Origin of the sequence: Methylorubrum aminovorans, from assembly GCF_022179725.1 — a bacterium.
GTDB lineage: Bacteria > Pseudomonadota > Alphaproteobacteria > Rhizobiales > Beijerinckiaceae > Methylobacterium > Methylobacterium aminovorans.
On the sequence record NZ_BPRC01000035.1, the window covers coordinates 19192 to 42230 of the forward strand.

Genomic DNA, 23039 nt, shown 5'->3' on the forward strand with positions numbered 1-23039 from the left:
CTGATGCCCGATGCGGCGGGCGGGGCCGGTTAGCCAAATCGAGTTGCCGGAGCGGGCGGGATCTTCACTGTCGCCGGCCCGGGAAGCGTGTGACTCATCAAGCCGGACGAGAGACGGCCGCCGATGGAGCGGTTGCCGCGTAACGATCGGACGGCACGGGCCGCCTTCGTGAGCGTTTGTCGCGTCGCTTTCGATGCGGGTCGGCCTCGTGAGCCCTTACTCGACCGTCTCCGAACCCGGTTCGCGGCGACGGATGAGCTTCCCGAGCCCGCTCGCCCGAGACAGTGCCGACCGTTGCGCTGAGTAATTCGGGGAAGTCATGGGATAGTCTGCAGGGAGGCCGTAACGCGCGGTAGCCGGATGCGTCGAGGCCGTTCTTGCCCAAGTGCCGCTTCAGCATCGCGTAAGCCTTGCCGTCGATGAACGATATCAGGCCATTGGGGGTGATAGAGTTTTTGATCTGCGCAGGCGTCGGCTTCATGAACTCGACGTTGGCGTCAGATTGGCTAACGGCCCCGGCGCGATCGCAAGCGAGCAGCGCGCGGTGCACGTCGGCGACCAACCGCGGCAATTCGGCGGGCGGCAACGTGCTGTTGCTGACATAGGCCGCAGCAATCATTGCGGTGAGATCGAGGCGGTCGGTCGTTTCGACGGACGAGCCAGTTTCGTCAACCAATGTCTAACCCTCCAAACGATCAAGAGCTGAGATCGAACTCCGACGAAATGCTTCGATGACCTGTCCTCGCGATACGGAAGTGGCCAACTTTTCGCGGGAGAACCGGACGGGCTGGCCCCGTCGCGAACCCGGCTTCGGGCTCCTCGTGTCAGCCGGCGTCAGCGATGACGACCGGAGGGCCGAGGTGCGGAAGCGAATGCTTCCGACGGCAGAACGATGCGCGCTTAGCGCCGGAATGGCGTGGGCCTCGGGCCGTCCTATCAGCACCGGGAAGGCTTTCGGGAGCGATGGTCCTTCCGGGGTGACACGCACCTGCGTCGAAAACCATTCCGTGCCGCCAGGGGACGCGAAGAACCGGCGACGGTCGACGCAGGCCGTCTCGATCGGCCTGAGGCAACCCAATCGGAGCTATTGACGACCGCCGGCGGGCGCCATGCGACGGACCTTAGGCCGTGCCCCTCCCTCCCGTGATGAGCGGCCAGGGGCGGAACAGCTTCCAAGATCCCGCGCGGCCGTAGTGACGGAGCGATCTCATGAGCGCCGTGGTCCGGCGCTGCGCCGGCGCCGTGCTCCCAAGGCTTGCCTCCACCTCCGAGAGCAGCCCTCGAAGGAGCGCCGCGCAAAGGGCAAGTCCTTCGGTCGCCCCCTCCGAAGGTCCAGGCCAATGGCCCCACCGGTCGCAAGAGGCTCGAGGCCGCGCCTTGCCGTTGCAAACCAGTCGGACCCGCCAGCCCGGCAGGTTCGCACGGATCAGGGCAAGGCACGCATCCAAGCCGCCGAGCAGGCGCAACTCATCTTCTTCCAGCCACCGAATCGCCGGGTCCGGATGACCGAAGGAACGCGTGACGATCATGGCCCACAGGTCTTCGTCGAGTTGCTCTGCCGCGGCAGTGCGCGTCAGGAGCTCAGATATGACCCTGTGTCTGTCTTCGGCGTCGCTGCGGGGCGGCGATGGGCGAGACAGCATGGCGACTTGCTCCGCTGGTTGCGAGTTATCTGTTCCGCGACACGGGGTGGTCGGGGTTGTCCGTTCCGATGGTCCTCGCCGCCTTCGTGAGGAAGCTCATGATCTCCGTGGCGGTGTCCGAGGACAGGTTCGTCCGCTCGATCGCACGAGACATGCATTCGAGCCACAGCTCGCGCAGCGGGGTATCGATATCTATGTGTTCATGAATCTTCTTTAGATTCGAATGTCCAAACTTCTCGACATAGAGCTTCGGGCCGCCAAAAAAGCCCGATAGGAAGTTGAACTGTTCGATCCTTGAATGTTGAACTCCATGGCCGCGGATATGGAGAAGATGCAAGGCTTCAGCAGCGGGATTTCTTTCGATCTCATCGTAGAAATTTTCGATCAGAATGCGAAGTGAATCTTCGCCGATTCGTTCGTAAAGACTACGCATCGGCCCTACTCCGGATGACTTCACTTCCAAGGAGGGCGGCAAGTATCGGATGGGAGCTGCGTTTCATACCTCGAAGCGATTATTTCAAAGCTTTCCCTCAAGGCCCATCTTGTAATACTTGTGAGTTATCTTGTCCTGGTTCTCGAGGAGCCAGTCGATCGACGGCTCGTTGGTCATGGCCTTGCGGATCGCCTCGGTCATGCCCTTGCGCTGGATCTCGAACAGCGCCTTGTGGTCGACGTTCTCGGCCTGGATCACGCCGGGGCTGAGCCAGACCGAGCAGATGATGCCGAGATCGTTGGCCTTCTCCTTGGGGATGTAGCCGGCGCGCACCGCGTCGAGCACGCCGTTGGCGATGGCGTACTGCACCGTGCCCATCAGGATCGAGGTGTACTTGTTCTCGGTCACGCTCACCTTGGACACGCACAGCGTCACGGGGCGGACCATGATGTCGGTGTTCAGGAGCGCGAAGACGCGGCTGTGGCCGACGACCTGATCGCCGGTCAGCGTGGCGAGCGCGGTGCCGACCGGCCCGTCCAGCTCACCGATGATGACCTCGGGCTCGGACGCGGTGTTGGGGGGGCCGCCCGCGACGAGAGCCTCGCCGGAGCGAAGGACGATACGCTGGTGCATTTTCGAGGGCACGGGATGAGTTCTCTGCCGGACATGGTCCTCCGGCGCGTCGTCGTAGGTTCGATCATGCATTTCAGGAAACTCTAAATATGAGTGCTGGTGATCGGCGCTGCACGGCATCTCGACCAGCCAGCGTCACAACCGAGCTCGTCCATGCCCCTCCGCGAGGCCGGAGCTCTACCGACGCATTACGGCGGCTCAACAGAGCACCCTCCCCTTGGCCGGTGCTCCCGCGAGGGGCGGGGATGCCTTGGGGCTTCGGGAAGGGGTCGGACGCCGCGGCTATCCGCTCATCAGCAATCGAGCGTGGTGTCGCGCTCCCACTGGGTCAGGTGGCGGCAATAGGCGTTCCACTCCTCTTGCTTCAGCTTGAGGTAGCTCGGAACGAACGAACCGAACGCGTCGTTCAGCACGTCGCAACGGTCCAGCGCGCGCATCGCGTCGAGCATGTTCAGCGGCAGCTGCTTCACGCCCTCGACCGTATGCCCGTCGGTGTACATGTTGATGTCGAGGCGTTTCCCCGGATCGCGCTTGTTGCGCATTCCATCGAGACCGGCGGCGAGGATACCCGCCTGGAGCAGGTAGGGGTTGGCCGCCCCGTCCGCGAGGCGGAACTCGAAGCGTCCGCCGTCGGGGATGCGGATCATGTGGGTGCGGTTGTTGCCCGTATAGGTCACGGTGTTGGGCGCCCAGGTCGCGCCCGAGGTCGTACGCGGCGCGTTGATGCGCTTGTAGGAGTTCACGCACGGGTTGGTGATCGCCGCCAACGCGTCGGCCGAGTGGATCAGGCCGCCGATGAAGTGGTAGCCGAGCTGCGACATGCCGATCTCGTCGGAGCGGTCGGCGAAGACGTTCTCCCCGTCGCGCCAGAGCGAGACGTGGGCGTGGCAGCCCGAGCCCGTCAGGTCCATGAAGGGCTTGGGCATGAAGGTCGCGCGAAGCCCGTGCTTCTCGGCGATCGAGCGGGTCATGTACTTGAAGAAGGCGTGCCGGTCGGCGGTGACCAGCGCGTCGTCGTAGTCCCAGTTCATCTCGAACTGGCCGTTCGCGTCCTCGTGGTCGTTCTGGTAGGGCTTCCAGCCGAGAGCCAGCATCGCGTCGCAGATCTCGGTGATCACATCGTAGCGGCGCATCAGGGCGGACTGGTCGTAGCAGGGCTTCATCTGCTTGTCGGCCATGTCGGCGGGTTCCGAGCCGCAGGGCGTGATCAGGAAGAACTCGCACTCGACGCCGGTCTTCATCTGCAGCCCCTCGCGGGCCGCCTCCTTGATCAGGCGCTTGAGGATGTTGCGCGGGCCCTGCTCGACCGGCTTGCCGTCCATGACGAGATCCGCGGGCAGCCAGCCGACCTCCGGCTTCCACGGCAATTGGATCAGGCCGTCCGGATCCGGCACAGCGAGGAGGTCGGCATCGGCCGGGCTCATGTCGAGCCAGGTGGCGAAGCCGGCGAAGCCCGCGCCGTTCTTGCATGTGCTCTTGATGGCCGCGGCCGGCACCAGCTTGGCGCGCTGGGTGCCGAACAGGTCGGTGTAGGAGACGAGGAAATACTTGATGCCGCGCTCCTTGGCGGCCGTTTCGAGATCGAGCGTCATCGCCAAATCCTCCCGGAAGTCGATCGGTTACTTGTTATTTCCCGACAACGAAAAAGGGCCATCTCCGTGCGGAGATGGCCCGTGCTTTCTCAGATGCCCGTCTTGCCAGGGATCCAGCCGGTGCCGGCGAGCGGCACCTGCGCCATGGCCGCGGCCTCGATGGTGAGCGCCACCAGATCCTCGGGTTCGAGGTTGTGCAGGTGGCTCTTGCCGCAGGCCCGGGCGATGGTCTGGGCTTCCAGCGTCATCACCGCGAGGTAGTTGGCGAGCCGCCGTCCCGCGAGCTCCGGATCGAGGCGCTTCATCAGCTCCGGGTCCTGCGTGGTGATGCCGGCCGGATCCTTGCCCTCGTGCCAGTCGTCGTAGGCGCCGGCCGTGGTGCCGAGCGCCTCGTACTCCGCCTGCCAGCGCGGATCGTTGTCGCCGAGCGCGATCAGGGCGGCGGTGCCGATGGCGACCGCGTCGGCGCCGAGCGCCAGCACCTTGGCCACGTCGGCGCCCGAGCGGATGCCGCCCGAGACCACGAGCTGCACCTTGCGGTGGAGACCCAGATCCTGGAGCGCCTGCACGGCAGGGCGGATCGCGGCGAGCGTCGGGATGCCGACATGCTCGATGAACACGTCCTGGGTCGCGGCGGTGCCGCCCTGCATGCCGTCGAGCACCACCACGTCGGCGCCCGACTTCGCCGCGAGCGCGGTGTCGTAATAGGGGCGCGAGGCGCCGACCTTGACGTAGATCGGCTTCTCCCAGTCGGTGATCTCGCGCAGCTCCTCGATCTTGATCTCGAGGTCGTCCGGCCCGGTCCAGTCCGGGTGGCGGCAGGCGGAGCGCTGATCGACGCCGGGCGGCAGGCAGCGCATGCCGGCGACGCGCTCGGTGATCTTCTGGCCGAGCAGCATGCCGCCGCCGCCGGGCTTTGCGCCCTGGCCGATGACGACCTCGATGGCGTCGGCCTTGCGCAGGTCGTCCGGGTTCATGCCGTAGCGCGACGGCAGGTACTGGTAGACTAGCGTCTTGGAGTGGCCGCGCTCCTCCGGCGTCATGCCGCCGTCGCCTGTCGTGGTCGAGGTGCCGGCCAGCGTCGCGCCGCGCCCGAGCGCCTCCTTGGCGTTGGCCGAGAGCGAGCCGAAGCTCATGCCGGCGATGGTGACCGGCGTCTTCAGGTGGATCGGTTTCGAGGCGAAGCGGGAGCCCAGCACCACCTCGGTGCCGCAGCGCTCGCGGTAGCCCTCCAGCGGGTAGCGGCTGATCGAGGCGCCGAGGAACAGCAGGTCGTCGAAATGGGGCAGCGCGCGCTTCGCGCCGGCGCCGCGGATGTCGTAGATGCCGGTCGCCGCCGCGCGGCGGATCTCGGACATCACGTCGGGGGTGAAGGTCGCCGACAGGCGCGGCTTGGTGCGCGGGGTCCCGCGCGAGTCCTTATGCTCGGCCATCAGTAGGCTCCGGCGTTGTCGACGTGGAAGTGGTAGAGGGTGCGGGCCGAGCCGTAGCGGCGGAATTCGGACGGATCGATCTCGCCCGCGAGACCGGCCAGCTTCAGCTTGGCGTAGAGGAGCTCGCGATGCTCGTCGCGCATCTCCTTCTCGACGCAGTCGGCGCCGAGGCTTTTGACCGAGCCGCGCACGAACAGCCTCGCCTCGTAGAGCGAGTCGCCCAGCGCCTCGCCGGCATCCCCGAGCACCGTGAGGGTGCCGGCCTGGGCCATGAAGGCCGACATGTGGCCGATCGAGCCCTTCACGACGATGTCGACGCCCTTCATCGAGATGCCGCAGCGGGCGCCCGCATTGCCGTCGATGACGAGGAGGCCGCCATGCGCCGTGGCGCCGGCCGACTGGCTGGCATCGCCCCGCACGTGGACGAAGCCCGAGATCATGTTCTCGGCGACACCGACGCCAGCGTTGCCGTTGACGACGACGCTCGCGTGCTTGTTCATGCCGGCGCAATAATAGCCGACATTGCCCTCGATCTCGACGGTCACCGGCGCGTCGAGCCCCGCGGCGATGGCGTGGCGCCCGTCCGGACCGGTGACGGTCCAGTGGGTCTCGTTAGTGTCGGGCCGCAGGGCGTGGAGCGCCCGGTTCAGCTCGCGCAGGGGCGAGCGGTTCAGATCAAAGTTCGGCATCAGTGACGCTCCCAGGCATAGACCTTGGCCGGCTCGGGTTCGAACACCCGGGCCTTGTCGATGCCGGGCAGGCCGACCAGGGCGCGGTACTCGGAGCCGAAGGCGACGTAGTCGTCGGTCTCGGCCATCACGGCGGGCTTGCAGGCGATGGGGTCGCGCACGACGGCGAAGCCGTTCTCGGTGCCGACCACGAAGGTGAAGAAGCCGTCGAGATCGGTCAGGCTCGATTCAAGCGCCTCCTTGAGGGACGCGCCCTCGCGCATGCGCCAGCTCAGATAGCCGGCGGCGACCTCGGTGTCGTTCTTGGTGGCGAAGCTCAGGCCCTCGCGCTCCAAACGACGGCGCATGTCGTTGTGGTTCGACAGCGAGCCGTTGTGGACGAGGCACTCGTCGGTGCCGGTGGAGAACGGGTGGGCGCCGTTGGTGGTCACCGCGCTCTCGGTGGCCATGCGGGTGTGGCCGATCCCGTGGCTGCCCGCCATGCCGGACAGATCGAATCGCTCGGCGACGGAGGCCGGCAGGCCGACTTCCTTGTAGATCTCCATGCGCCGGCCCGAGCTCACCACGTCGATGCCGGGGGCGTTGTCCTTGAGCCAGACGCGAATCTTATCCTCGCGCTCGGCGGGCACCGACAGCACGGTGTGGGTATCGCGTTCGGTCTTGGTGAAGGTGCGCCCGAAGACCTCCTCGAGCCCGGCGATCGCCTTGCCCAGGGCAGCTTGGTCCGGACCGCGCAAGGTCAGCTTCACGCCCGCAGCGTCCGAGCCGTAGACCGCGAAGCCAGCGCTGTCCGGACCCCGGTCGGTCATCGTCTCAAGCATACTCGACAATAGAGATCCGAGCTGCGGTTCAAGCTTCGGATTCTTGAGAAACAAACCAACAATACCACACATCGCCATTCCCCGGTTCATCAGCGGCGCTGCATACTGCTCGCATACTGCTGAAGTTCCGTCAACTAAGGATCACAAAATTTTCCTGCTACGAAACGATGCCGATTGGGAACTCACGTGCGGGCAAACACCCGGATCGCGCTCCCGTGCGGGTTCCCGAACGGAAGGTGGTCGGCCGATCCGGGAACCACGGAGCGACCGTCCCCGCGGAGGTGAGGACCGGGCTGGGATCGCGATCGCCGAGCACGGCGGATGTGGAGGGCCGCTCGGCGGCGAGCCCGCCCGCGGCCCCTTCGGGTTCCGGGTTCAGGCCGGCAGCGTTGACTGGTCAGGCTGGATGCCGAGAGAGAGCGGCGCCCCGTCGTCGCTTGCGGCGAGACGGGATAGGATGAGATCCTGGTACCGGGTCAGGCCCTTGTACTCCGCCAGTTCCGGCGGGAGCGTGCGGAGCACCCTGTGGAGCCGCTTGCGCCATTTCTCGACACGCTCGATGTCCTGTAGGCTGATCAAGTAGCAGCGGATCCCGAACAGGACCGCGTTGGAGCGAGGTAGGCGGAACAGGGTTTGCAGTTCGACCCGGAGGTGGACCTTCCGCGCCACGTTCTCGGCCGTGACGGTCGTCCGGTCCGGCCCCCAATCCGGATAGTTCTCCGGCGACGTGTCCATCCGCGGATTGATCGTCATCGTCCAATTCAGGCGGCGCACGGGGTGGCCGTACTGAAGCCGAAGCAAGAACTGCAGCGCGCGGTCGAACACGCCGATATCATGCGCCAGGGGTACGGGACCATGCCATTCGTGGAAGCTCATGCCGATGTCGAACTCGAGCGACCAGTCCGCCTGGCAGGTGACCATGCCGCCATCGACATAGAGGTTGTTGTCCCGCTGGTCTTGGAGCGTGAAATCGCCCTGGGCTTGTCTGGTGATGTACTCGAACGGCTCACACGGCAAGGTGCTGGCATCGCCGAAGACGAACGCTTGATCGATGTTGAGCGGCCGGTTGACCCAGTGCCAGTTCGAGCCATCGCGCGTTAGGGAGAAGTGTTCGGGATAATCGGCAGCCAGGCTCTGCATGATGAGCTCGAGGGTGTCCCACTGAGCAGGCATCATGTGGGGCAGCACTTGGCAGCGCTTCGGATCCGCTTCTAAGACGAGCGCGCGCTCGTGGCACTCGGCGATGTAATGCTCGTCGACGTCGAACGCATGCTCGAACGTCGGACTTCCACCGCCCTTCACGTGCGGTTCGATGTTCACGGAGTACATGTACTTGTCTTCCGTAAACGGGAAGGGAAAGCGCAGTACGGCCGCGTCGCTGTTCTTGTACGAGAAATCGTCGCGGAAGGTTTCTGCCGGTTTGAACTGAATGCCCATCGTGACCTCCTCAGAAATCCAGCACGAGAGAGCCGGACTTGGCGCGCGAGACGCAGGTGGCGATCAGGCGTCCTTCGGCCTTTTCCGCGTCGGAGAGAACATGATCCCGATGCTCGGGCTCGCCATCGATGACCGGCAGGAGGCACACCCCACACGCACCGCCGCGGCATAGGCACGGCGCCTCCAGCCCGGCACCCTCCAGCGCCTCGAGGAGCGACTGCGTCTCGCCGACATGGATGGTCTTTTGGGATTGCGCCAATCGAACCACGAAAGGTTCACCGCCGCGCGTGGCGCCGAAGCTCTCCTGATGGATGGCGCTCTCGGGAAAGCCAAGTTGACGAGCGGTTCTCGTCACCGCGTCCATCAGGCCCTCCGGCCCGCAGGTGTAGACGTGGGTCCCGAGAGGCTGACCGGAGAGGATGTCCCCGAGACCGGTCGGCGATTGCGGACCATGCACGCTGAAGCCTTCGCCGTAGTTGCCGAGGAGGCCCTCGAAGATGCTCACCTCCTCTTCCGAGCAGAACTGATGAAGTTCGAAGTCGGCGTCGCGAGACCTCAGGACCGGCATGTAGGAGAGGAACGGGGTGAGCCCGATGCCCCCGCCGATCAGGATATGCCTGCGTGCAAGGGACGCGATCGGAAACAAGCTCGCCGGAGCGCTAATTTCGACGGTCTCACCGCCTTTTATGACGTCGTGGAGGAAGTGGGATCCGCCGCGAGATTCTTTCACCCGCCGAACGATGATCGCGTACTGGTCGCGCTGGTCCGGCGTCGTGACCAGGGAGTAGGAGTTCTTCCAAACCCGATCCGGGCCTCGGAGGGTGATCAGGACGTGCGCGCCCGGCGCGGCCGTCGGAAACTCATCCCGCCCTTCCGGGGCGAAGCGGAAGCGCTTGAGCGTCGGGCTGATACTCTCGACGTCGACCACGCGCGCCGACAGGTTGCCTTCCAAGATCATAGATAGGCCTGCTCTGCGGGAGGAACGTCACCGGGAACCTCTGCGTCGACCTTCACGCCCATGAAGGCTGAGAGCCGCCGCGAGAAATGATCGCGGACGAAGAGATGGGCGCCACATCCGTCGCAGCGCACGATGGTCGTGGACACCCCATCGTTGAAGGTCCTGCAATGCACACAGTGTACGCGGCGAGCCTTGGAGCCGTGGTGGGAGAGGAAGACCTCCTGCTTGCCCATGCCGGCACGCTGGGCGGCACCGTACACGTCCCACAGGAAGGCCTCGCGGCCAGCCGCGTACAAGCGGAGGCCCATATGCTCGTTGTCGAGACGATGGGCGAGGCGTTCGAGCAGGTGCTGCGACGAGCGGAAGTTGCGTCGACCCTCCTGCGCGAACGCTCCGATGACGCCCTCGCTGTCGCGAGGGACGACGGTCCAAACCTCCAGTTCCGCCGCCTCGGCCACCAGCGGCTCGATCGGGTAGGACGGGGCATCGGCAACCAGCAGGTGGCGTAAGCCCGACGGGTCGATCCGGAGCTGTTCGTAAATAGGCCGGCTCTTTATCCCCTGATCACTCATGCCTCAGGTCCCCAAGCAGTAAAGCGATGCTTCGACACCGCATGCGACCGATGCCCGCACAGGGCCGCTCACGCCGCGGAATCCGAAGTGCCGGACCGGGATCGCCCTCCCCCGCCGAAGGCCCGGGACAGGTCCGAGACGTTGCCAACCGACCGGAATTCAGCAACATCGTGCCGGCAGGACCTTTCGCGGCCTTCCCTCGGCGAATGATGTTTTCTCTAAGGGAAATCGGATGTCAACTGGCGATTCGATGTTGCTCTGCAACAAAACTGAGTCTTTGCGCACGGTTTAGACAGATGGCGGCTTTTTCGGCAGTTGCCACAGATTTGAGCGCCGGATTTGAGCCCGCGTCATCCAATGTGGTCGAGTGCACTTATCTTGCAGTCTCGCGGCTTGCTTTTGCCGGCCGGCGACGACCGTCATCCGGCCGCTTCGACAGGTAGCCAACCTTCGAGCGGTGAGCGAAGATGAAGTTCGTGGTGCCGCGCGGAGGCCGGTTGCGCCGCCTGCTGGCGCCTCCGAGGATTCGATCGGTCCGGCGGTATCGAGGCGAGCGGTTTCCTGACAATGAAGAGGCGAGCATCCGAACACGATCATCAGGACCGCCCGCTGAACACGGCCTCGAATGCGCCCGTCGACGAGAAGCGGACTTTGGAACGCGCGCTCGGTCACCAGATCCGGGCGCTGCGGCGCGAGCGCGACCTCTCGGTTTCCGATCTCGGAGCGGCGGCAGGCATTTCGCCCGGCATGATTTCGAAAATGGAGAATGGTCAGATCTCGCCCTCGCTCGGATCGATCAACGCGGTGGCGAGCGCGCTGAACGTGCCGATCACCGCCTTGTTCGCGGCCTTCGAGGAGAGCCGTGACTGCTCCTACGTGAAGCGTGGTCAGGGAGTGGTGATCGAGCGGCGAGGCACCAAGGTCGGCCACATCTACGAGTTGCTCGGTGCGGGCCTGCGAGGCGAGATCGTGCTCGAGCCCTACCTGATCACGTTGGAGGGGGATGCGGAATCTTACACGGGTTTCCGTCACGGCGGCATCGAGTTCATCTACATGCTCACCGGCGAGGTCAGCTATCGTCACGCCGACCAGGATTATCACCTGAAGCCTGGTGACTCGCTGATGTTCGATGCGCAGGCGATGCACGGGCCGGCCAAACTCCTCAAGACGCCGATGACCTATCTCTCGATCATCGCTTTCCCCAGGCCCTAAACCCCGCCTGCCGTACGATCGGAGGTGCCGACGTGGATGGCATTCCGTCGGGGGCTCAGAAACCGCGCCGCCTGAGATGAGGTCTGATCGCGGCCCGCGGCCGGAGCCCGGCTGCGATCGATTCCGATGACGAACGAGCGTCATGTCCATCCTGCGCCCCGGCGGACAAGTCGCCGGCGGAGGTAGGGCGTACGCCCGCGGCGTCCCTGAAGCCCCTTCGATGGCGGTAGCCCCGACATCGGGCCGTTACCCGGCATTCATCACGCGTGCCTGGCAGCGGTGGAACCCGCGTCGCCGAAGGTCGAAGTTCTCCGCGACGACGGTCCGCTTGAACGGCCATATGGCGGCCGGTCGCGAAATCAGTCTTGCATTTCCTGACAAGCACGATAGTTTCTTTGTGTGATCGACGCTCCCGGTGCGGGCGGGCCCTCGATCATGGTTTCTCCCAAGGACTTAGCTTCGCCGGTCCAAGCCGGCGAAGCTTTTTCGTTGCGTGAGATGCGCCGGAAGCGACCGTCGCCGTCCCTCGGTGACGACATCCGCCGCGAACCGAAACCATCCCGTCCAATGCGTCGGCGTACCCTGGGTAACGGATACCGCGCCGGCCTCTACTCTCCTGGAAGCCGAGCCGGTCCCGGCCCGTTCCGTCGACAGATCCGCGTCACCTCGAAAGGAGTGTGCTGATCGCTCCCGGTCGCAGCCTTGGCAGAGCCCCCTCGCCTCCCTGCGCCGCGGCAACCTCTCGCAAGGCTAGTTGTTGCGTGCGTCGCCGGTAGGCGTTCCAAGCGTGGATGGATCGCTCGCGGAGCCTGCGTTCGCCCGGCAGCGTCCCAGCCGTCGGTGATGAGCCTTCAGGCCGACGCGGACGGGCCGGGGAACTCGACGCCCACCCGACGCGCAGGCGGGCCGAGCGGCTCGGGCGAAGCGGTTGCGACTGGCTGCCGCGTTTGCCCCGCCGTACCCCGGGATTGGTCCGCCGTGCCGCGGCTCACCTTGGCTGACGCGGGTAGATGATCACCGTGACGTACGTCACCGGCGTGCGAACGAGTTGGACAGGTCCGTGGAGCCCGGCCGAGTCGAACATCAGCGAGTCCCCCGGCGACAGATGGTAATCATGATTCAAATGCCGATACACAACTTCGCCGCTCAACATGTAGATGAACTCGATGCCCGCGTGCCGAAAATTGGGATAGGGCGTGGCATCGTCCTCGAGACTGATCAGGTAGGGCTCAACAGCGAGATCCCCTCCCAGGGACGCTCCCAGGAGTTCGTAGACGTGGCCGACCTTCGTTCCGCCTCGATCAATGATGAGTCCTTGGCCGTTCTTCACGTAGGAGCAGTCTCGCTTTTCCTCGAACGTCGAGAAGAGCGATGTGAACGGCACGTTCAGGGCATTCGCGATGCCGCTGATGGTCGAGAGAGAGGGGGAGATCTGGCCGTTCTCGATTTTCGAGATCATTCCGAGCGAGATGCCAGCGGCCCTTCCCAGTTCGGCGGCGGAGAGGTCGCGCTCGCGTCGCAGGAGGCGCACTTGATGCCCGAGCGCCTTCTCCAGGGTCTTCGCGCACTCCTGAGGCGCACTCGATACGGTCGCGAGATCGGAGCCGGCCGGAAGTCCGGCGGGTTGGGACCCTGCGACCGCGGTGTCGACGCCGACCTTTCCGCGATCGGCGAGCGAGACGGGAAACTTCGTGACCTGTGCCATGTGGTCCGCCTCCGTGCTGTCTGAGCAGACTCGGCGATCGCCTCGGTGTCCTCGGCGCCTTTGGAACGATACCGACCGGCTACGCCGCAGCGACCGTTTGAAAGGTCAAACGCGACGCCGTCGGCGCCTGAGGCGTCGGACGTCGGCATGACGGGCTCGGCCCCGTCCGACACGACAGGCCGTCTCTCCGTCGCTAGGCTGACCGCGTACGGCTGACCTCGTACCCGAACTCGGCGGCGGCCTCGCCGAGCCAGGCCCAGAAGCTGCCCGCGAAACTGCGCGCCACCGCGATGTCGTAGGTCGGTGCCTCGTCCCGCTGCCAGAACTGCGCCCCGATATGCGCGATGCTCGTCACCGCCGTCCGCCCGGTCCGGAAGGTGCGCGGGTGCAGGTCGATCGTCACCCCCTTGGCGAGGGCTGCCCGCGCATTCGCGCCCGACACGCGCACGATCGCGCGCCCGTCGCTCTGGTCCGTCACCGCCGCCACGCCCCTCAGGACCTCTGGCAGGTCGCGCAGGGTGTCCGGCGACTCGTCCACGGCGAGCCATTGGCTCGGCGCCGACCAGACGAGGCCGCGCTCGCCCGTCAGCGCGGCCGCGCCAGCCTCGGGCAGGCGCCAGCCGCGGCGTTCGGCAAGGATCGCGCGGAGCGTCTCCTCCTGACCGTCGGCCGCGACGATGGTGGCAAGACCGAGACCGTCCCGGAAGGTCAGGCGTAGGCCGGGTTCGCCTTGCAAGCGGCCATGGCGGCCGGAACGCGGGCTGGCGGGCCAGGCGCTGCGGGGAGCCCACGCGCTCGTCATAATCTCAGACACGCAGCTTCTCCTCGTTCGGGTCCACGAAGGCGGGCGAACAGATCTCGACCACCACGTCGCCGCCGCGGACCGGATCATAGGCGCGCACGCGCTCGCCATGACGCTCGGGGCCGCGCCGGATCAGGCCGATCCCGATCCAGTGACCGAGACTGGGAGAGTAGGCGACAGAGGTCATGGCGCCCTGGTCCGCCTCGAGGCTCGGAGTGGCGTCGAGCGCGAGGAAGTGAGCGCCGGCGCGGAGACGCTCGCTCGGATCGACCGGGCGGAAGCCGACGAGCATCGGCCGGTCGGGGTCGGTCAATGCCGGCCGGTCCTTCATGAGGCGGCCAACATAGTCCTTCTTCTTGGCGAGCATGCCTCCGAGGCCGAGATCACGCGCGGTCGTCTGCCCGTTGATCTCAGGTCCGGCCGCGTGTCCCTTCTCGATGCGCATCACCGAGAGCGCTTCCGAGCCGTAGGCGGTGATGCCGTGGGCCGATCCCGCCTGCATGATCGCCCGCCACGCCGCGTCCCCGTAGGCCGCCGGCACCGCCAGCTCGTAGGCGAGCTCGCCCGAGAACGAGATTCGGAAAAGCCGCGCCGGGATCCCGCCGCCGACGGTGACCTCGAGGCAGGCCAGGAACGGGACGGCTTCGTTGCCGATGTCGAAGCCGGCATCCACGACGCCCCGCAGGGTGTCGCGGGCACGGGGGCCGGCCACCGCGTATTGCGCCCATTGCTCGCTGACCGAGGCGATCTGAACATCGAGTTCCGGCCAGAGCCACTGGCGGCAGAACTCGAGGTGCTGCATCACCTTCGCGGCGTTCGCCGTCGAGGCCGTCATCACGTAATGCGACTCCGCCATCCGCGCGATCGTGCCGTCATCCATGATGAGGCCGTCCTCGCGCAGCAGCACCGCGTAACGGGCCCTGCCGACCGGCAACGATCCGAACGGATTGGCGCAGACCCGCTCAATGAAGGCCAGCGCGTCGGGGCCCTGGATGTCGATCTTGCCGAGGGTGGTGACATCGCAGACTCCCACCCGGTATCGGACGGTGTTCACCTCTCGTTTGACGGTCTCGAGCCAGTCGGTTTCGCCGGCCTTCGGGAAGTAGGCCGGGCGCAGCCACAGGCCGGTTTCGACGAAGACCGCGCCCTGCTCCTCGCACCAGGCGTGCGAGGGCACGTGACGGGTTGCCCGGAAGTCCTTGCCGCGATGGTGGCCGGCGAACGCGCCGATGGCGACCGGCGTGAAGGGCGGGCGGAACACGGTGGTGCCGACGCTCGGAATCGCCTGTCCCGTCAGCTCGGCCATGATGCTGAGCCCGGCCATGTTCGAGGTCTTGCCCTGGTCGGTCGCCATGCCGAGCGTGGTGTAACGCTTCAGATGCTCGACCGCCCGGAAGCCTTCCCGGTGGGCGAGCTCGACGTCCGCGGCCGCCACGTCGTTCTGGAAATCGACGAACGCCTTGCCCTTCGGCCGCGGCACCCGCCACATGGGCTCGTGTGCGTGGCTCTCGGGGTCGGTTCTGAGCGGCTCGGAAGGCCTCGCGGTAAATCCGCATGCGGACGCTGCTTCAGTCCCTGCCGTCGCCCCGGTTTCCAGGCAATCGGCAAGGGTCAGCCGGCCGGCTGCCGCGCCCGCGGCGGTCATTCCGGATGGCAGCGTGCCGGGCACGAACGCTGAGATTTCCTCCGACCAGACGGGACGCCGGGACAGGTGCGAGTCGAGGTGGACCACGGGGTTCCAGCCGTTCGCCATGGCCAGGCAATCACAGGCGATGGTTTCATGGCTGCCGTATCTGTCGACGACGTCGATGGCCTGGAGCGCCAGCCGGCCCTTGGTGCCCGCCACGTAACCGTCGGTGATCACCCGCGCGCCCGCGGCCTCGGCCTCCCGGTGCAGGCTCGGTGCGATGGAGGAGCGCGTGTCAATGACCGCGACGACTTGGCCGCCGGCGGCCGCGACGTCCGTGACGGTGCGCCAACCGTCGTCGCCCGACGTGAAGATCGCCACGCGCTTGCCCGGCAGCACGCCGTAGCGGTTGAGGTAGGCGCGTACGGCACCGGCCAGCATCACGCCGGGCCGGTCGTTGCCTCCGAAGACTTGGGGACGCTCGATGGCGCCGGCCGCCAGCACCGCTCGCCGGGCCGTGATCCGCCACAAGCGCTGGCGCGGGGTGTGAGCCGGAGGGACCGCCAAGTGGTCGCTGACCCGTTCGACGGCGCCGTAGGCGCCATGGTCGTAGACGCCGAACAAGGTCGTTCGACTCAGGACCGTGACCTCGGGCAGGCTCCGCAGTTCGGCGACGGCTTCGTTGACCCAGTTCACGCCGGATCCCAGGTTGATCTCGCGCCGCTCGGACAGCAGGCGGCCGCCGAGCCGGTGATCCTCATCCACCACGATCACGCGGGCGCCCGTGCGGCCGGCGGCGAGCGCGGCCGCGAGGCCCGCCGGGCCGCCGCCGATGACGAGCACGTCGCAATGGGCGTAGACCTTGTCGTAATCGTCGGGATCGGCCCCCGTCGCCGCCCGACCGAGACCCGCCGCGCGGCGGATCATCGGTTCATAGAGCTTCTCCCAGAAGGAGGCCGGCCACATGAAGGTCTTGTAGTAGAAGCCCGCGGCGAAGACGGGGCTGAGCAGCGCGTTGACCGAGAGTGCGTCCACCGCCAGCGTGGGCCAACGATTTTGACTCTGCGCCTCGAGCCCGTCGTAGAGTTCGGCCACCGTCGCCCGGGTGTTCGGCTCGCGCCGGGCGCCCGAGCGCAGCTCGACCAGGGCGTTCGGCTCCTCCGAGCCCGCGGAAAGGATGCCGCGGGGCCGGTGGTACTTGAAGGAACGTCCGACGAGGCGCACGCCGTTGGCCAGGAGCGCCGAGGCCAGGGTGTCGCCTTGGAAGCCGGTGTAGGCGCGCCCGTCGAAGCTGAAGCCGAGCGGCTGACGACGATCAATCAGGCCGCCGGTGACCGTGCGGAAGACCTCGGCACGACCCGGCGTCGCGGGGGCGGCACCGGCCCCGTTCTCGGCGCGGCGAAGCGTGATGGTGGTCATGCGGCCTCTCCCTTGCGGCGGGCCAGCGCCGCGTCGCGGGCAGGCGAGACGTCGCTGATGGCGTGGGTGCGTGTGTCGCGGGTCACGACGAGCCAGCCTCGGCATCCGGCGGCGTGGTACCAGAGCTCGCGGATCTCGCCGGCCAGGTTGTCGCGCAGGTACACGTAATCGTGCATGGCGGCGGCTTCGACAGCCAATCCGTCGGGGCGGACCGGCGCGGCGTCGCCCAAGTAGCTGAACTCGCCGTTGTCGCGTTCGCCGCAATGCGGGCATCGGATGCGCATCTGACTCGCTCCTCAGTGCAGGTTCGGCTGGGCGCCCATGCCCTTCTCGTCGATGAGATGGCCCGTGGCGAAGCGGTCGAGGCGGTAGGCGCTCGCATCCGCGTGCGGTTCGTCGCGGGCGATCAGGTGGGCGAAGCAGAAGCCCGCCGCCGGCGTCGCCTTGAAGCCGCCGTAGCACCAGCCGGCATTGAGATAGAGGCCGCCGATTTCGGTGCGGTCGATGATGGGGGAGCCGTCCATCGACATGTCCATGATGCCGCCCCAGTGGCGCAGCAGCCGCAGGCGGCCGAGGCCGGGCCAGAGCGCCATGCCGCCCTCCATCACGTCCTCGATGGTGTGGAGGTTGCCGCGGCTCGCGTACGAATTGTAGCCGTCGATGTCGCCGCCGAAGACGAGGCCGCCCTTGTCCGACTGGCTGACGTAGAAGTGGCCGGCCCCGAACGTCATGACGCAGTCGATCAGGGGCTTCACGCCCTCGCTGACGAAAGCCTGCAAGACGTGGCTCTCGATCGGCAGGCGCATGTCGACCATGCCGGCGAGCAGCGATGACGAGCCGGCGACCGATAAAGCCACCTTGTTCGCGCGGATGAAGCCGCGGCTGGTCTCGACGCCGGTGACGCGTCCGTTCTCGCGGCGGATGCCGGTGACGGCGCAGTTCTGGACGATGTCGACGCCGCGCGCGTCGGCCGCGCGGGCATAGCCCCAGGCCACCGCGTCGTGGCGCACGGTGCCGCCACGGCGCTGGAGCAGGCCGCCTTTCACGGGGAAGCGCGCGTTGTCGAAGTCGATGAACGGGACCATCGCCCGCACGCCCTCGCGATCCAGGAGCTCCGCGTCGATGCCGGCGAGCCGCATGGCGTTGCCGCGGCGGGCGTAGGCGTCGCGCTGGGCGTCCGAGTGGTACAGGTTCAGCACGCCGCGCTGGCTGACCATGGCGTTGTAGTTGATGTCCTGCTCCAGCCCCTCCCAGAGCTTCATCGAGCGCTCGTAGAACGGGATGTTGCCGGGCAGGCCGTAGTTCGAGCGCACGATGGTGGTGTTGCGCCCGACATTGCCGGAGCCGACGTGGCTCTTCTCGAGCACCGCGACGCGGGAGATCCCGTGTTCCTTGGCGAGGTAGTAGGCGGTCGCGAGCCCGTGCCCGCCGCCGCCGACGATCACCACGTCGTAGGCCTCCTGCGGGGCGGCGTCGCGCCATTGCGGGCCCCAGTCCCGCTGGCCGCGGAGCGCCTGGCCCAGCACGCTGAAGACAGAGTAGCGCATGGAGTTTCCCGTCGCCGGTCGTGTTCGTCTGCAGTTGTCTAAATACCGCCCGCCGATGCGTTCGCCCTTGCATTTTGCGACACTTATCCGGCAGACTGCGCGGAAATGAGCAGCCCATCCCAGGACGCGGCGCGATCGAAGCCAGGCCGCAAGGCGCCACGGGTCGAGCCACCTGCCCCCATCAACGTGGGCTTCATCCTCGTGCCGGACTTCCCCTTGATGGCGTACACGGCCGCCGTCGAGCCGCTGCGCGCGGCGAACACGCTGTCCGGCTATAAGCTTTATGAGTGGTGGCATGCGGCGCCGGGCGGGGGCGCGGTGCGGGCCTCGAGCGGCGTCGCCGTCCTGACGGAGGTCGAGGTCGGATCGGCGGCCCAGAGGGCCGATCGGATCTTCGTCTGCGCAGGTGGCAACCCGGCCGCGTTCGACGATCCCGACCTATTCGCGTGGCTGCGCGACCTCGCCCGGCACGGTGCCACCATCGGCGGGATCTCGGGCGGGCCCTACCTTCTCGCCCGCGCCGGCCTGCTCGCCGGGCGGCGCTGTACGCTGCACTGGGAACACGTCCCCGCCTTCGAGGAGCGTTACCCTGAGATCGACGTGGTCCGCTCGCTGTTCGAGATCCAGGGCGATCGGGTCACCTGCTCGGGAGGGATCGCCGCCCTCGACCTGATGCTGAACCTGATCGAGCGCGATCACGGGCCCGGCCTCGCCGCCGGGGTCAGCGACTGGTTCCTGCACAACCAGATTCGCGAGGGCCTGAGCCCGCAACGGATGGATTTGCGCCAGCGCTTCGGCGTGCGCGACCCGCGCCTTCTTCGGGCGCTGGCCGCGATGGAGGCCAACCTCGAAGCCCCGCTTCCCCGCGAAGCCCTGGCGGATCTCGCCCGCGTCTCGGTGCGGCAGCTGGAGCGGCTGTTCCGGGATCTGCTCGGGCGCGGCCTACACCGGCATTACCTCGACCTGCGTCTCAACCGGGCGCACCAGCTGCGCCGCGAGAGCGCGCTCTCGGCCTCCGAGATCGCAGCGGCGACGGGCTTCGCGAGCGCGGACGAACTTTCCCGGGTGGAGCGGCGCAGGCGGCGCCAAGCCGCGACGCACTGAGGCATCGCGTGCTCGCGATGCTCGTCTCGGCGGTGGCATAAGACCTCGGTGGGAAGCCACCGAGGTCTCCAGTACGGCAGAGGGATCAGGTCGCGGAGGCCGCCGACAGGTTCACCGCACCGGACGCGGCCGGATCGGGCAGAAGGTTCGCTCCGTCCGGCGATTGCGGCATCGGCACGCCCTCCTCGCTCGCGGCGCCGGAGATCCGGTACCCGCGCTCGCCATGAGTGGTCAGGTCGAGACCGGTCACCTCATCCTCGGCGCTGACGCGCAGCCCGACCACCAGATCGGCCAGCTTAAGGGCGATGAACGTTGTCGCGACCGAGACCGCGGAGCTGAACGCGATCAGCAGGAGCTGCACGCCGAGTTGCGAGACGAGATCGCGGCCTTCGGCGTAGCCCGGTCCGCCCAGGAGCGGTGCCGCGAAGACCGGGGTCAGGAGGCCGCCGACGATGGCGCCCACCCCGTGCACGCCGAACACGTCGAACGAGTCGTCGTAACCGAAGCGGTGCTTCAGGTACTCGACCGCCCACACGCACACGGGCGACACCAGCAGGCCGACACCGATCGCCCCCATGGGGCTGACGAAGCCGCAGGCGGGAGTGATGGCCACGAGGCCGGCGATGGTGCCGGACAGGACGCCAAGGGTGCTCGGGCGACCGCGGTGCAGCCACTCGGTTGCCATCCAGCTCAGGGCGCCGGCGGCACCGCCGAGCAACGTGTTGACCACGACCAGCATCGCGAATCCGTTCGCGACGAGGGCGCAGCCGCCGCAGAAGGCGAGCCAGCCGACCCACAGCAGGGCGCCCCCGACGAAGGCCATCGTCATGTTGTGAGGCGCCATCATGGTCGACCCGTAGCCCTTCCGCGGCCCGACCATGTAAGCGGCGACAAGCGCGGCCAGACCGGCGTTCAGGTGGACGACGTTGCCGCCGGCGAAATCCTGCCCACCCATTTTGGCGACCCAACCGCCGCCCCAAGCCATGTGCGCCATCGGCACGTAATTGATGAAGAACCAGACGGCCATGAAGATCAGGACCGCGGAAAAGCGGATCCGCTCCGCGAAGGCCCCGACGATGATGGGCGGCGTGATCGCGGCGAAGAGCATCATGAACAGGAAGTACAAGTACTCCGGCAGGGTCCCAACCAAGCTTGCCTGATCAACGCCCGAGAGGAACAGCTTCGACGTGCCGCCGATGACCGCTTGCAACGGCCCCGTGGCATCGAACGCGAGCGAGTAACCTGCGACCGTCCAGAGCACGCACATCAAGGCGGCGGAAGTGAAGACCTGAGTCAGGACCGAAAGAACGTTCTTGCCGCGACTCAAGCCCGCGTAGAAGAGGGCCAGACCCGGTAGCATCATAAGCATCACGAACAGCGAACAGGTTGCGACGAAGGCCGTATCCGCCCCGTTCAATGTCGCGACAGGTGAATCCTGAGCGAAGGCCGACGATGGGCTTAGCAGGCCGCATGACATGGCAGCAGTGAAAGCTGCTTTACGCATCTTCATCTCCGTCAGAAGCATCAACTCTTCACTACGGGGCTTCCCCCGATGGGCAATTTTTATTCCCTTGCGGAACAGTATGAGAAGATGCCGGCTTGGATCCGAGATCGTCAAGCTGGCGAACTCTATGCCGTGATCAAATAAATCGCTCGATGGGCCCAATAATGCGGCAGTATGTGTCTTGGATGGGCAGCTATAGTGGAGCCGTGCGTGGTGAGGTCATTTGGTTCATGCGGTATGACGGGGTCGGAAAGGCATGGGGCAGCCGCGATCGCATGCCTGTCGCCTGGAAAGGGACGCGGCAGGAGGAAATGCGCTGCGCGGAACTTGGTCGGCGACGGCGGTCCCGCGGTACCGCCGCACTGTTCCGGCGCCTGAAGGAGGCGGTCTCCTCTGGAGCCCGATCGGGGGCCCACCCTTTCGGTTCGGCGATCCGAATTGCATCAGGACAGCCGTGCTGACGGCATGGATGCCAACCTGGTTCTGCAATCCAGGTTGATGACCCTGTCTTGACCTCTCGTCCCCGGCGCTGCCGGCGGTTGGCGAGGAGGGTTCCGGAACCACGCGCAGCCGAACAGCCCGTATTTGCATTTCCGAGAGCACGGCCTCCCTTTGCCGTTGGAGCCTTCACTGCACGCGCGAGCATCACCCGTGCGGCATTTCCCATCGCGGCGCTGGCTGATGTCGCAGGCCCATGCCCAACGGCCCTTGGCGCTAGAAGAGACGGCCTCCCCGGCTCCGCGTCTCCTGCGCCTGGAGATGCCGGTGGGGGCGTCCTCGACGCGGTCGAGCGTCGGCAAGCCCATCGTCGGCGGACCGGCACCCCGGCCTTCCGGATCGCCGGCGCGGGTGATCGTTGACGAGTTCTGCTGGTTGGGATGGGTGATCGGCTGACGGGGGAACGACGAGGCACGACGTCGCTGTTGCAGCGAGGCGTTGTACGGGAGGCGCTGCCGTCCTAGACGATCGGCGGGCAGCCGAAGCTGTGCCCAGATCAGGCGCGGTCTCCGGCGGTCCTTTGGGATCACGAGAGCGGTGCTCGAGCCGTCGTACCTATACACCAACCCGAAATGACGAATGACCATGAACGACAAGGCAGGAGCGACACCCTATCTATTCGAAATCCATCATGGATCCACGATCATAAGGATCGCCGACGATTGGAGTGGGCACGTCTTGATCGAGCGCATCTATGACGGTCTGCGCCATGCCCGGCAGTCGCGCGACGCCGGCCGGGTGGCTCTCGCTCCGCCTGCCCCCGGAAGCGACGCCGCGAATGCGATGGTGGAGGTCGCGATGTTCCACGGCTTCCGACAGTTCGAGGGAACCGGAACGTTCCGCGCGACCGCCGACCAGATCGTCGCCTTGATGACGGCGGCGCGCGAACAGGGCCGGGAAGAGGTGCTGCGGGACATCGGGCTGCAAAGAAGGGAACAGGATAGCTGAGGCTGGCGGGCCTGAGTCGGTCCGGATGAAATCGTCTCGGTATCGGCGCTTCCCGAATCCTGCCACCGTAGACCGGGAAGGACGGGCGCCCGATCGATCCGCTCCGCCGCGTCGAGTTTTCCGATAGGGTGCCGTGTCCCGGGGATGCCTTGACGGGATCGATCTCGCCGAGTTCCGTCTCGGGACGCACGACCTTCAAGGCCGACTTGAGAGTCCCGTCATCGGGCGACCGCGCGAAGGTTTCCGCCGGGCAGCCTGACAGGGCGTCGAACGCCGGGACGCGGAAGGAACCAGGGACGCGCACGCATTCGTCTCATCAAGCGTTCACAGTGGGTATCGGCGTGGAAAAAGGGTTCTTCCGCACTTTCGGTGCTGAAGGCTTGGCGTCCGATCAAGCCTTGCTGATTGCGGCTCATGCAGCATGCAGGACGCGCTGTCGCAGGAGATCGAATCCGGCTCGAC

General features: G+C 66.5%; 19 protein-coding genes. 3 read left to right on the forward strand and 16 right to left on the reverse strand.

Annotation, left to right across the window (positions count from 1 at the left end):
- Window positions 1-97 precede the first annotated feature (97 nt).
- The 10 genes from MFF24_RS29115 to MFF24_RS25335 form a co-directional block, all read right to left on the reverse strand.
- Window positions 98-676 (reverse strand): MucR family transcriptional regulator, encoded by a 579-nt coding sequence (locus MFF24_RS29115; RefSeq protein ID WP_425543210.1) that lies wholly within the window; start codon window positions 674-676, stop codon window positions 98-100.
- A gap of 992 nt (window positions 677-1668) precedes the next feature.
- A complete protein-coding gene (locus MFF24_RS25295; RefSeq protein WP_108943203.1) occupies window positions 1669-2076 on the reverse strand; it encodes a globin domain-containing protein in 408 nt (135 codons plus the stop codon).
- An 84-nt stretch (window positions 2077-2160) separates the two neighbouring features.
- Complete coding sequence (locus MFF24_RS25300; RefSeq protein ID WP_238228764.1) at window positions 2161-2709, reverse strand: formaldehyde-activating enzyme; 549 nt, start codon at window positions 2707-2709, stop codon at window positions 2161-2163.
- A gap of 293 nt (window positions 2710-3002) precedes the next feature.
- Complete coding sequence (gene glnT / locus MFF24_RS25305) at window positions 3003-4301, reverse strand: type III glutamate--ammonia ligase (protein WP_238228753.1); 1299 nt, start codon at window positions 4299-4301, stop codon at window positions 3003-3005.
- Between the two features lie 89 nt (window positions 4302-4390).
- The gene (locus MFF24_RS25310; RefSeq protein ID WP_238228754.1) at window positions 4391-5734 is read right to left on the reverse strand and encodes an FMN-binding glutamate synthase family protein; all 1344 of its coding nucleotides are present in this window, start codon (window positions 5732-5734) and stop codon (window positions 4391-4393) included.
- Complete coding sequence (locus tag MFF24_RS25315) at window positions 5734-6423, reverse strand: GltB/FmdC/FwdC-like GXGXG domain-containing protein (protein ID WP_238228755.1); 690 nt, start codon at window positions 6421-6423, stop codon at window positions 5734-5736. The genes MFF24_RS25310 and MFF24_RS25315 overlap by 1 nt, the downstream gene beginning before the upstream one ends.
- Complete coding sequence (locus MFF24_RS25320) at window positions 6423-7316, reverse strand: class II glutamine amidotransferase (protein WP_108943275.1); 894 nt, start codon at window positions 7314-7316, stop codon at window positions 6423-6425. The genes MFF24_RS25315 and MFF24_RS25320 overlap by 1 nt, the downstream gene beginning before the upstream one ends.
- Window positions 7317-7619: 303 nt before the next feature.
- A complete protein-coding gene (locus tag MFF24_RS25325) occupies window positions 7620-8681 on the reverse strand; it encodes a heme-dependent oxidative N-demethylase family protein (RefSeq protein ID WP_108943207.1) in 1062 nt (353 codons plus the stop codon).
- Between the two features lie 10 nt (window positions 8682-8691).
- Window positions 8692-9639, reverse strand: a complete 948-nt coding sequence (locus tag MFF24_RS25330) for a PDR/VanB family oxidoreductase (RefSeq protein WP_238228756.1) — start codon at window positions 9637-9639, stop codon at window positions 8692-8694.
- Window positions 9636-10211: a dimethylamine monooxygenase subunit DmmA family protein gene (locus MFF24_RS25335; protein WP_108943209.1), complete on the reverse strand. Its 576-nt coding sequence runs from the start codon at window positions 10209-10211 to the stop codon at window positions 9636-9638. Before MFF24_RS25335 ends, MFF24_RS25330 begins: the two co-directional genes overlap by 4 nt.
- A 567-nt stretch (window positions 10212-10778) precedes the next feature.
- Here MFF24_RS25335 and MFF24_RS25340 point away from each other — a divergent pair.
- Entirely contained in the window at window positions 10779-11423 is a 645-nt protein-coding gene (locus tag MFF24_RS25340) for a helix-turn-helix domain-containing protein (RefSeq protein ID WP_108943210.1), read from the forward strand.
- A 988-nt stretch (window positions 11424-12411) separates the two neighbouring features.
- Here the strand turns inward: MFF24_RS25340 and MFF24_RS25345 are convergent.
- The 5 genes from MFF24_RS25345 to MFF24_RS25365 form a co-directional block, all read right to left on the reverse strand.
- The gene (locus MFF24_RS25345) at window positions 12412-13128 is read right to left on the reverse strand and encodes a helix-turn-helix domain-containing protein (RefSeq protein ID WP_238228757.1); all 717 of its coding nucleotides are present in this window, start codon (window positions 13126-13128) and stop codon (window positions 12412-12414) included.
- Between the two features lie 193 nt (window positions 13129-13321).
- Window positions 13322-13942, reverse strand: coding sequence for a sarcosine oxidase subunit gamma (locus MFF24_RS25350; protein WP_238228758.1), 621 nt, complete (start codon window positions 13940-13942; stop codon window positions 13322-13324).
- On the reverse strand, window positions 13935-16976 hold the full coding sequence (locus tag MFF24_RS25355; RefSeq protein ID WP_238228759.1) for a sarcosine oxidase subunit alpha family protein: 3042 nt from the start codon (window positions 16974-16976) through the stop codon (window positions 13935-13937). Before MFF24_RS25355 ends, MFF24_RS25350 begins: the two co-directional genes overlap by 8 nt.
- Window positions 16973-17260 (reverse strand): sarcosine oxidase subunit delta, encoded by a 288-nt coding sequence (locus MFF24_RS25360; RefSeq protein WP_063988298.1) that lies wholly within the window; start codon window positions 17258-17260, stop codon window positions 16973-16975. The genes MFF24_RS25355 and MFF24_RS25360 overlap by 4 nt, the downstream gene beginning before the upstream one ends.
- A 12-nt stretch (window positions 17261-17272) precedes the next feature.
- The gene (locus MFF24_RS25365) at window positions 17273-18523 is read right to left on the reverse strand and encodes a sarcosine oxidase subunit beta family protein (RefSeq protein WP_238228760.1); all 1251 of its coding nucleotides are present in this window, start codon (window positions 18521-18523) and stop codon (window positions 17273-17275) included.
- 105 nt (window positions 18524-18628) lie between these two features.
- Between MFF24_RS25365 and MFF24_RS25370 the strand changes: the two genes are divergently transcribed.
- Complete coding sequence (locus tag MFF24_RS25370; protein WP_108943239.1) at window positions 18629-19627, forward strand: GlxA family transcriptional regulator; 999 nt, start codon at window positions 18629-18631, stop codon at window positions 19625-19627.
- An 85-nt stretch (window positions 19628-19712) separates the two neighbouring features.
- Here the strand turns inward: MFF24_RS25370 and MFF24_RS25375 are convergent, their stop codons facing one another.
- The gene (locus tag MFF24_RS25375) at window positions 19713-21245 is read right to left on the reverse strand and encodes an ammonium transporter (RefSeq protein WP_238228761.1); all 1533 of its coding nucleotides are present in this window, start codon (window positions 21243-21245) and stop codon (window positions 19713-19715) included.
- A gap of 963 nt (window positions 21246-22208) precedes the next feature.
- Here MFF24_RS25375 and MFF24_RS25380 point away from each other — a divergent pair.
- Window positions 22209-22577, forward strand: a complete 369-nt coding sequence (locus tag MFF24_RS25380) for a hypothetical protein (RefSeq protein WP_238228762.1) — start codon at window positions 22209-22211, stop codon at window positions 22575-22577.
- Window positions 22578-23039: the final 462 nt, after the last annotated feature.

Excerpts from the sequence above, each read along its gene's own strand:
- MFF24_RS25310 (WP_238228754.1), bottom strand. The coding sequence starts at position 5,734 with ATGGCCGAGCATAAGGACTCGCGCGGGACCCCGCGCACCAAGCCGCGC.
- MFF24_RS25335 (WP_108943209.1), bottom strand. The coding sequence starts at position 10,211 with ATGAGTGATCAGGGGATAAAGAGCCGGCCTATTTACGAACAGCTCCGG.
- MFF24_RS25360 (WP_063988298.1), bottom strand. The coding sequence starts at position 17,260 with ATGCGCATCCGATGCCCGCATTGCGGCGAACGCGACAACGGCGAGTTC.
- glnT (WP_238228753.1), bottom strand. The coding sequence starts at position 4,301 with ATGACGCTCGATCTCGAAACGGCCGCCAAGGAGCGCGGCATCAAGTAT.
- MFF24_RS25380 (WP_238228762.1), top strand. The coding sequence starts at position 22,209 with ATGACCATGAACGACAAGGCAGGAGCGACACCCTATCTATTCGAAATC.
- MFF24_RS25345 (WP_238228757.1), bottom strand. The coding sequence starts at position 13,128 with ATGGCACAGGTCACGAAGTTTCCCGTCTCGCTCGCCGATCGCGGAAAG.
- MFF24_RS25355 (WP_238228759.1), bottom strand. The coding sequence starts at position 16,976 with ATGACCACCATCACGCTTCGCCGCGCCGAGAACGGGGCCGGTGCCGCC.
- MFF24_RS25330 (WP_238228756.1), bottom strand. The coding sequence starts at position 9,639 with ATGATCTTGGAAGGCAACCTGTCGGCGCGCGTGGTCGACGTCGAGAGT.
- MFF24_RS25370 (WP_108943239.1), top strand. The coding sequence starts at position 18,629 with ATGAGCAGCCCATCCCAGGACGCGGCGCGATCGAAGCCAGGCCGCAAG.
- MFF24_RS25365 (WP_238228760.1), bottom strand. The coding sequence starts at position 18,523 with ATGCGCTACTCTGTCTTCAGCGTGCTGGGCCAGGCGCTCCGCGGCCAG.
- MFF24_RS25315 (WP_238228755.1), bottom strand. The coding sequence starts at position 6,423 with ATGCCGAACTTTGATCTGAACCGCTCGCCCCTGCGCGAGCTGAACCGG.
- MFF24_RS25295 (WP_108943203.1), bottom strand. The coding sequence starts at position 2,076 with ATGCGTAGTCTTTACGAACGAATCGGCGAAGATTCACTTCGCATTCTG.
- MFF24_RS25300 (WP_238228764.1), bottom strand. The coding sequence starts at position 2,709 with ATGCACCAGCGTATCGTCCTTCGCTCCGGCGAGGCTCTCGTCGCGGGC.
- MFF24_RS25325 (WP_108943207.1), bottom strand. The coding sequence starts at position 8,681 with ATGGGCATTCAGTTCAAACCGGCAGAAACCTTCCGCGACGATTTCTCG.
- MFF24_RS25320 (WP_108943275.1), bottom strand. The coding sequence starts at position 7,316 with ATGTGTGGTATTGTTGGTTTGTTTCTCAAGAATCCGAAGCTTGAACCG.
- MFF24_RS25340 (WP_108943210.1), top strand. The coding sequence starts at position 10,779 with ATGAAGAGGCGAGCATCCGAACACGATCATCAGGACCGCCCGCTGAAC.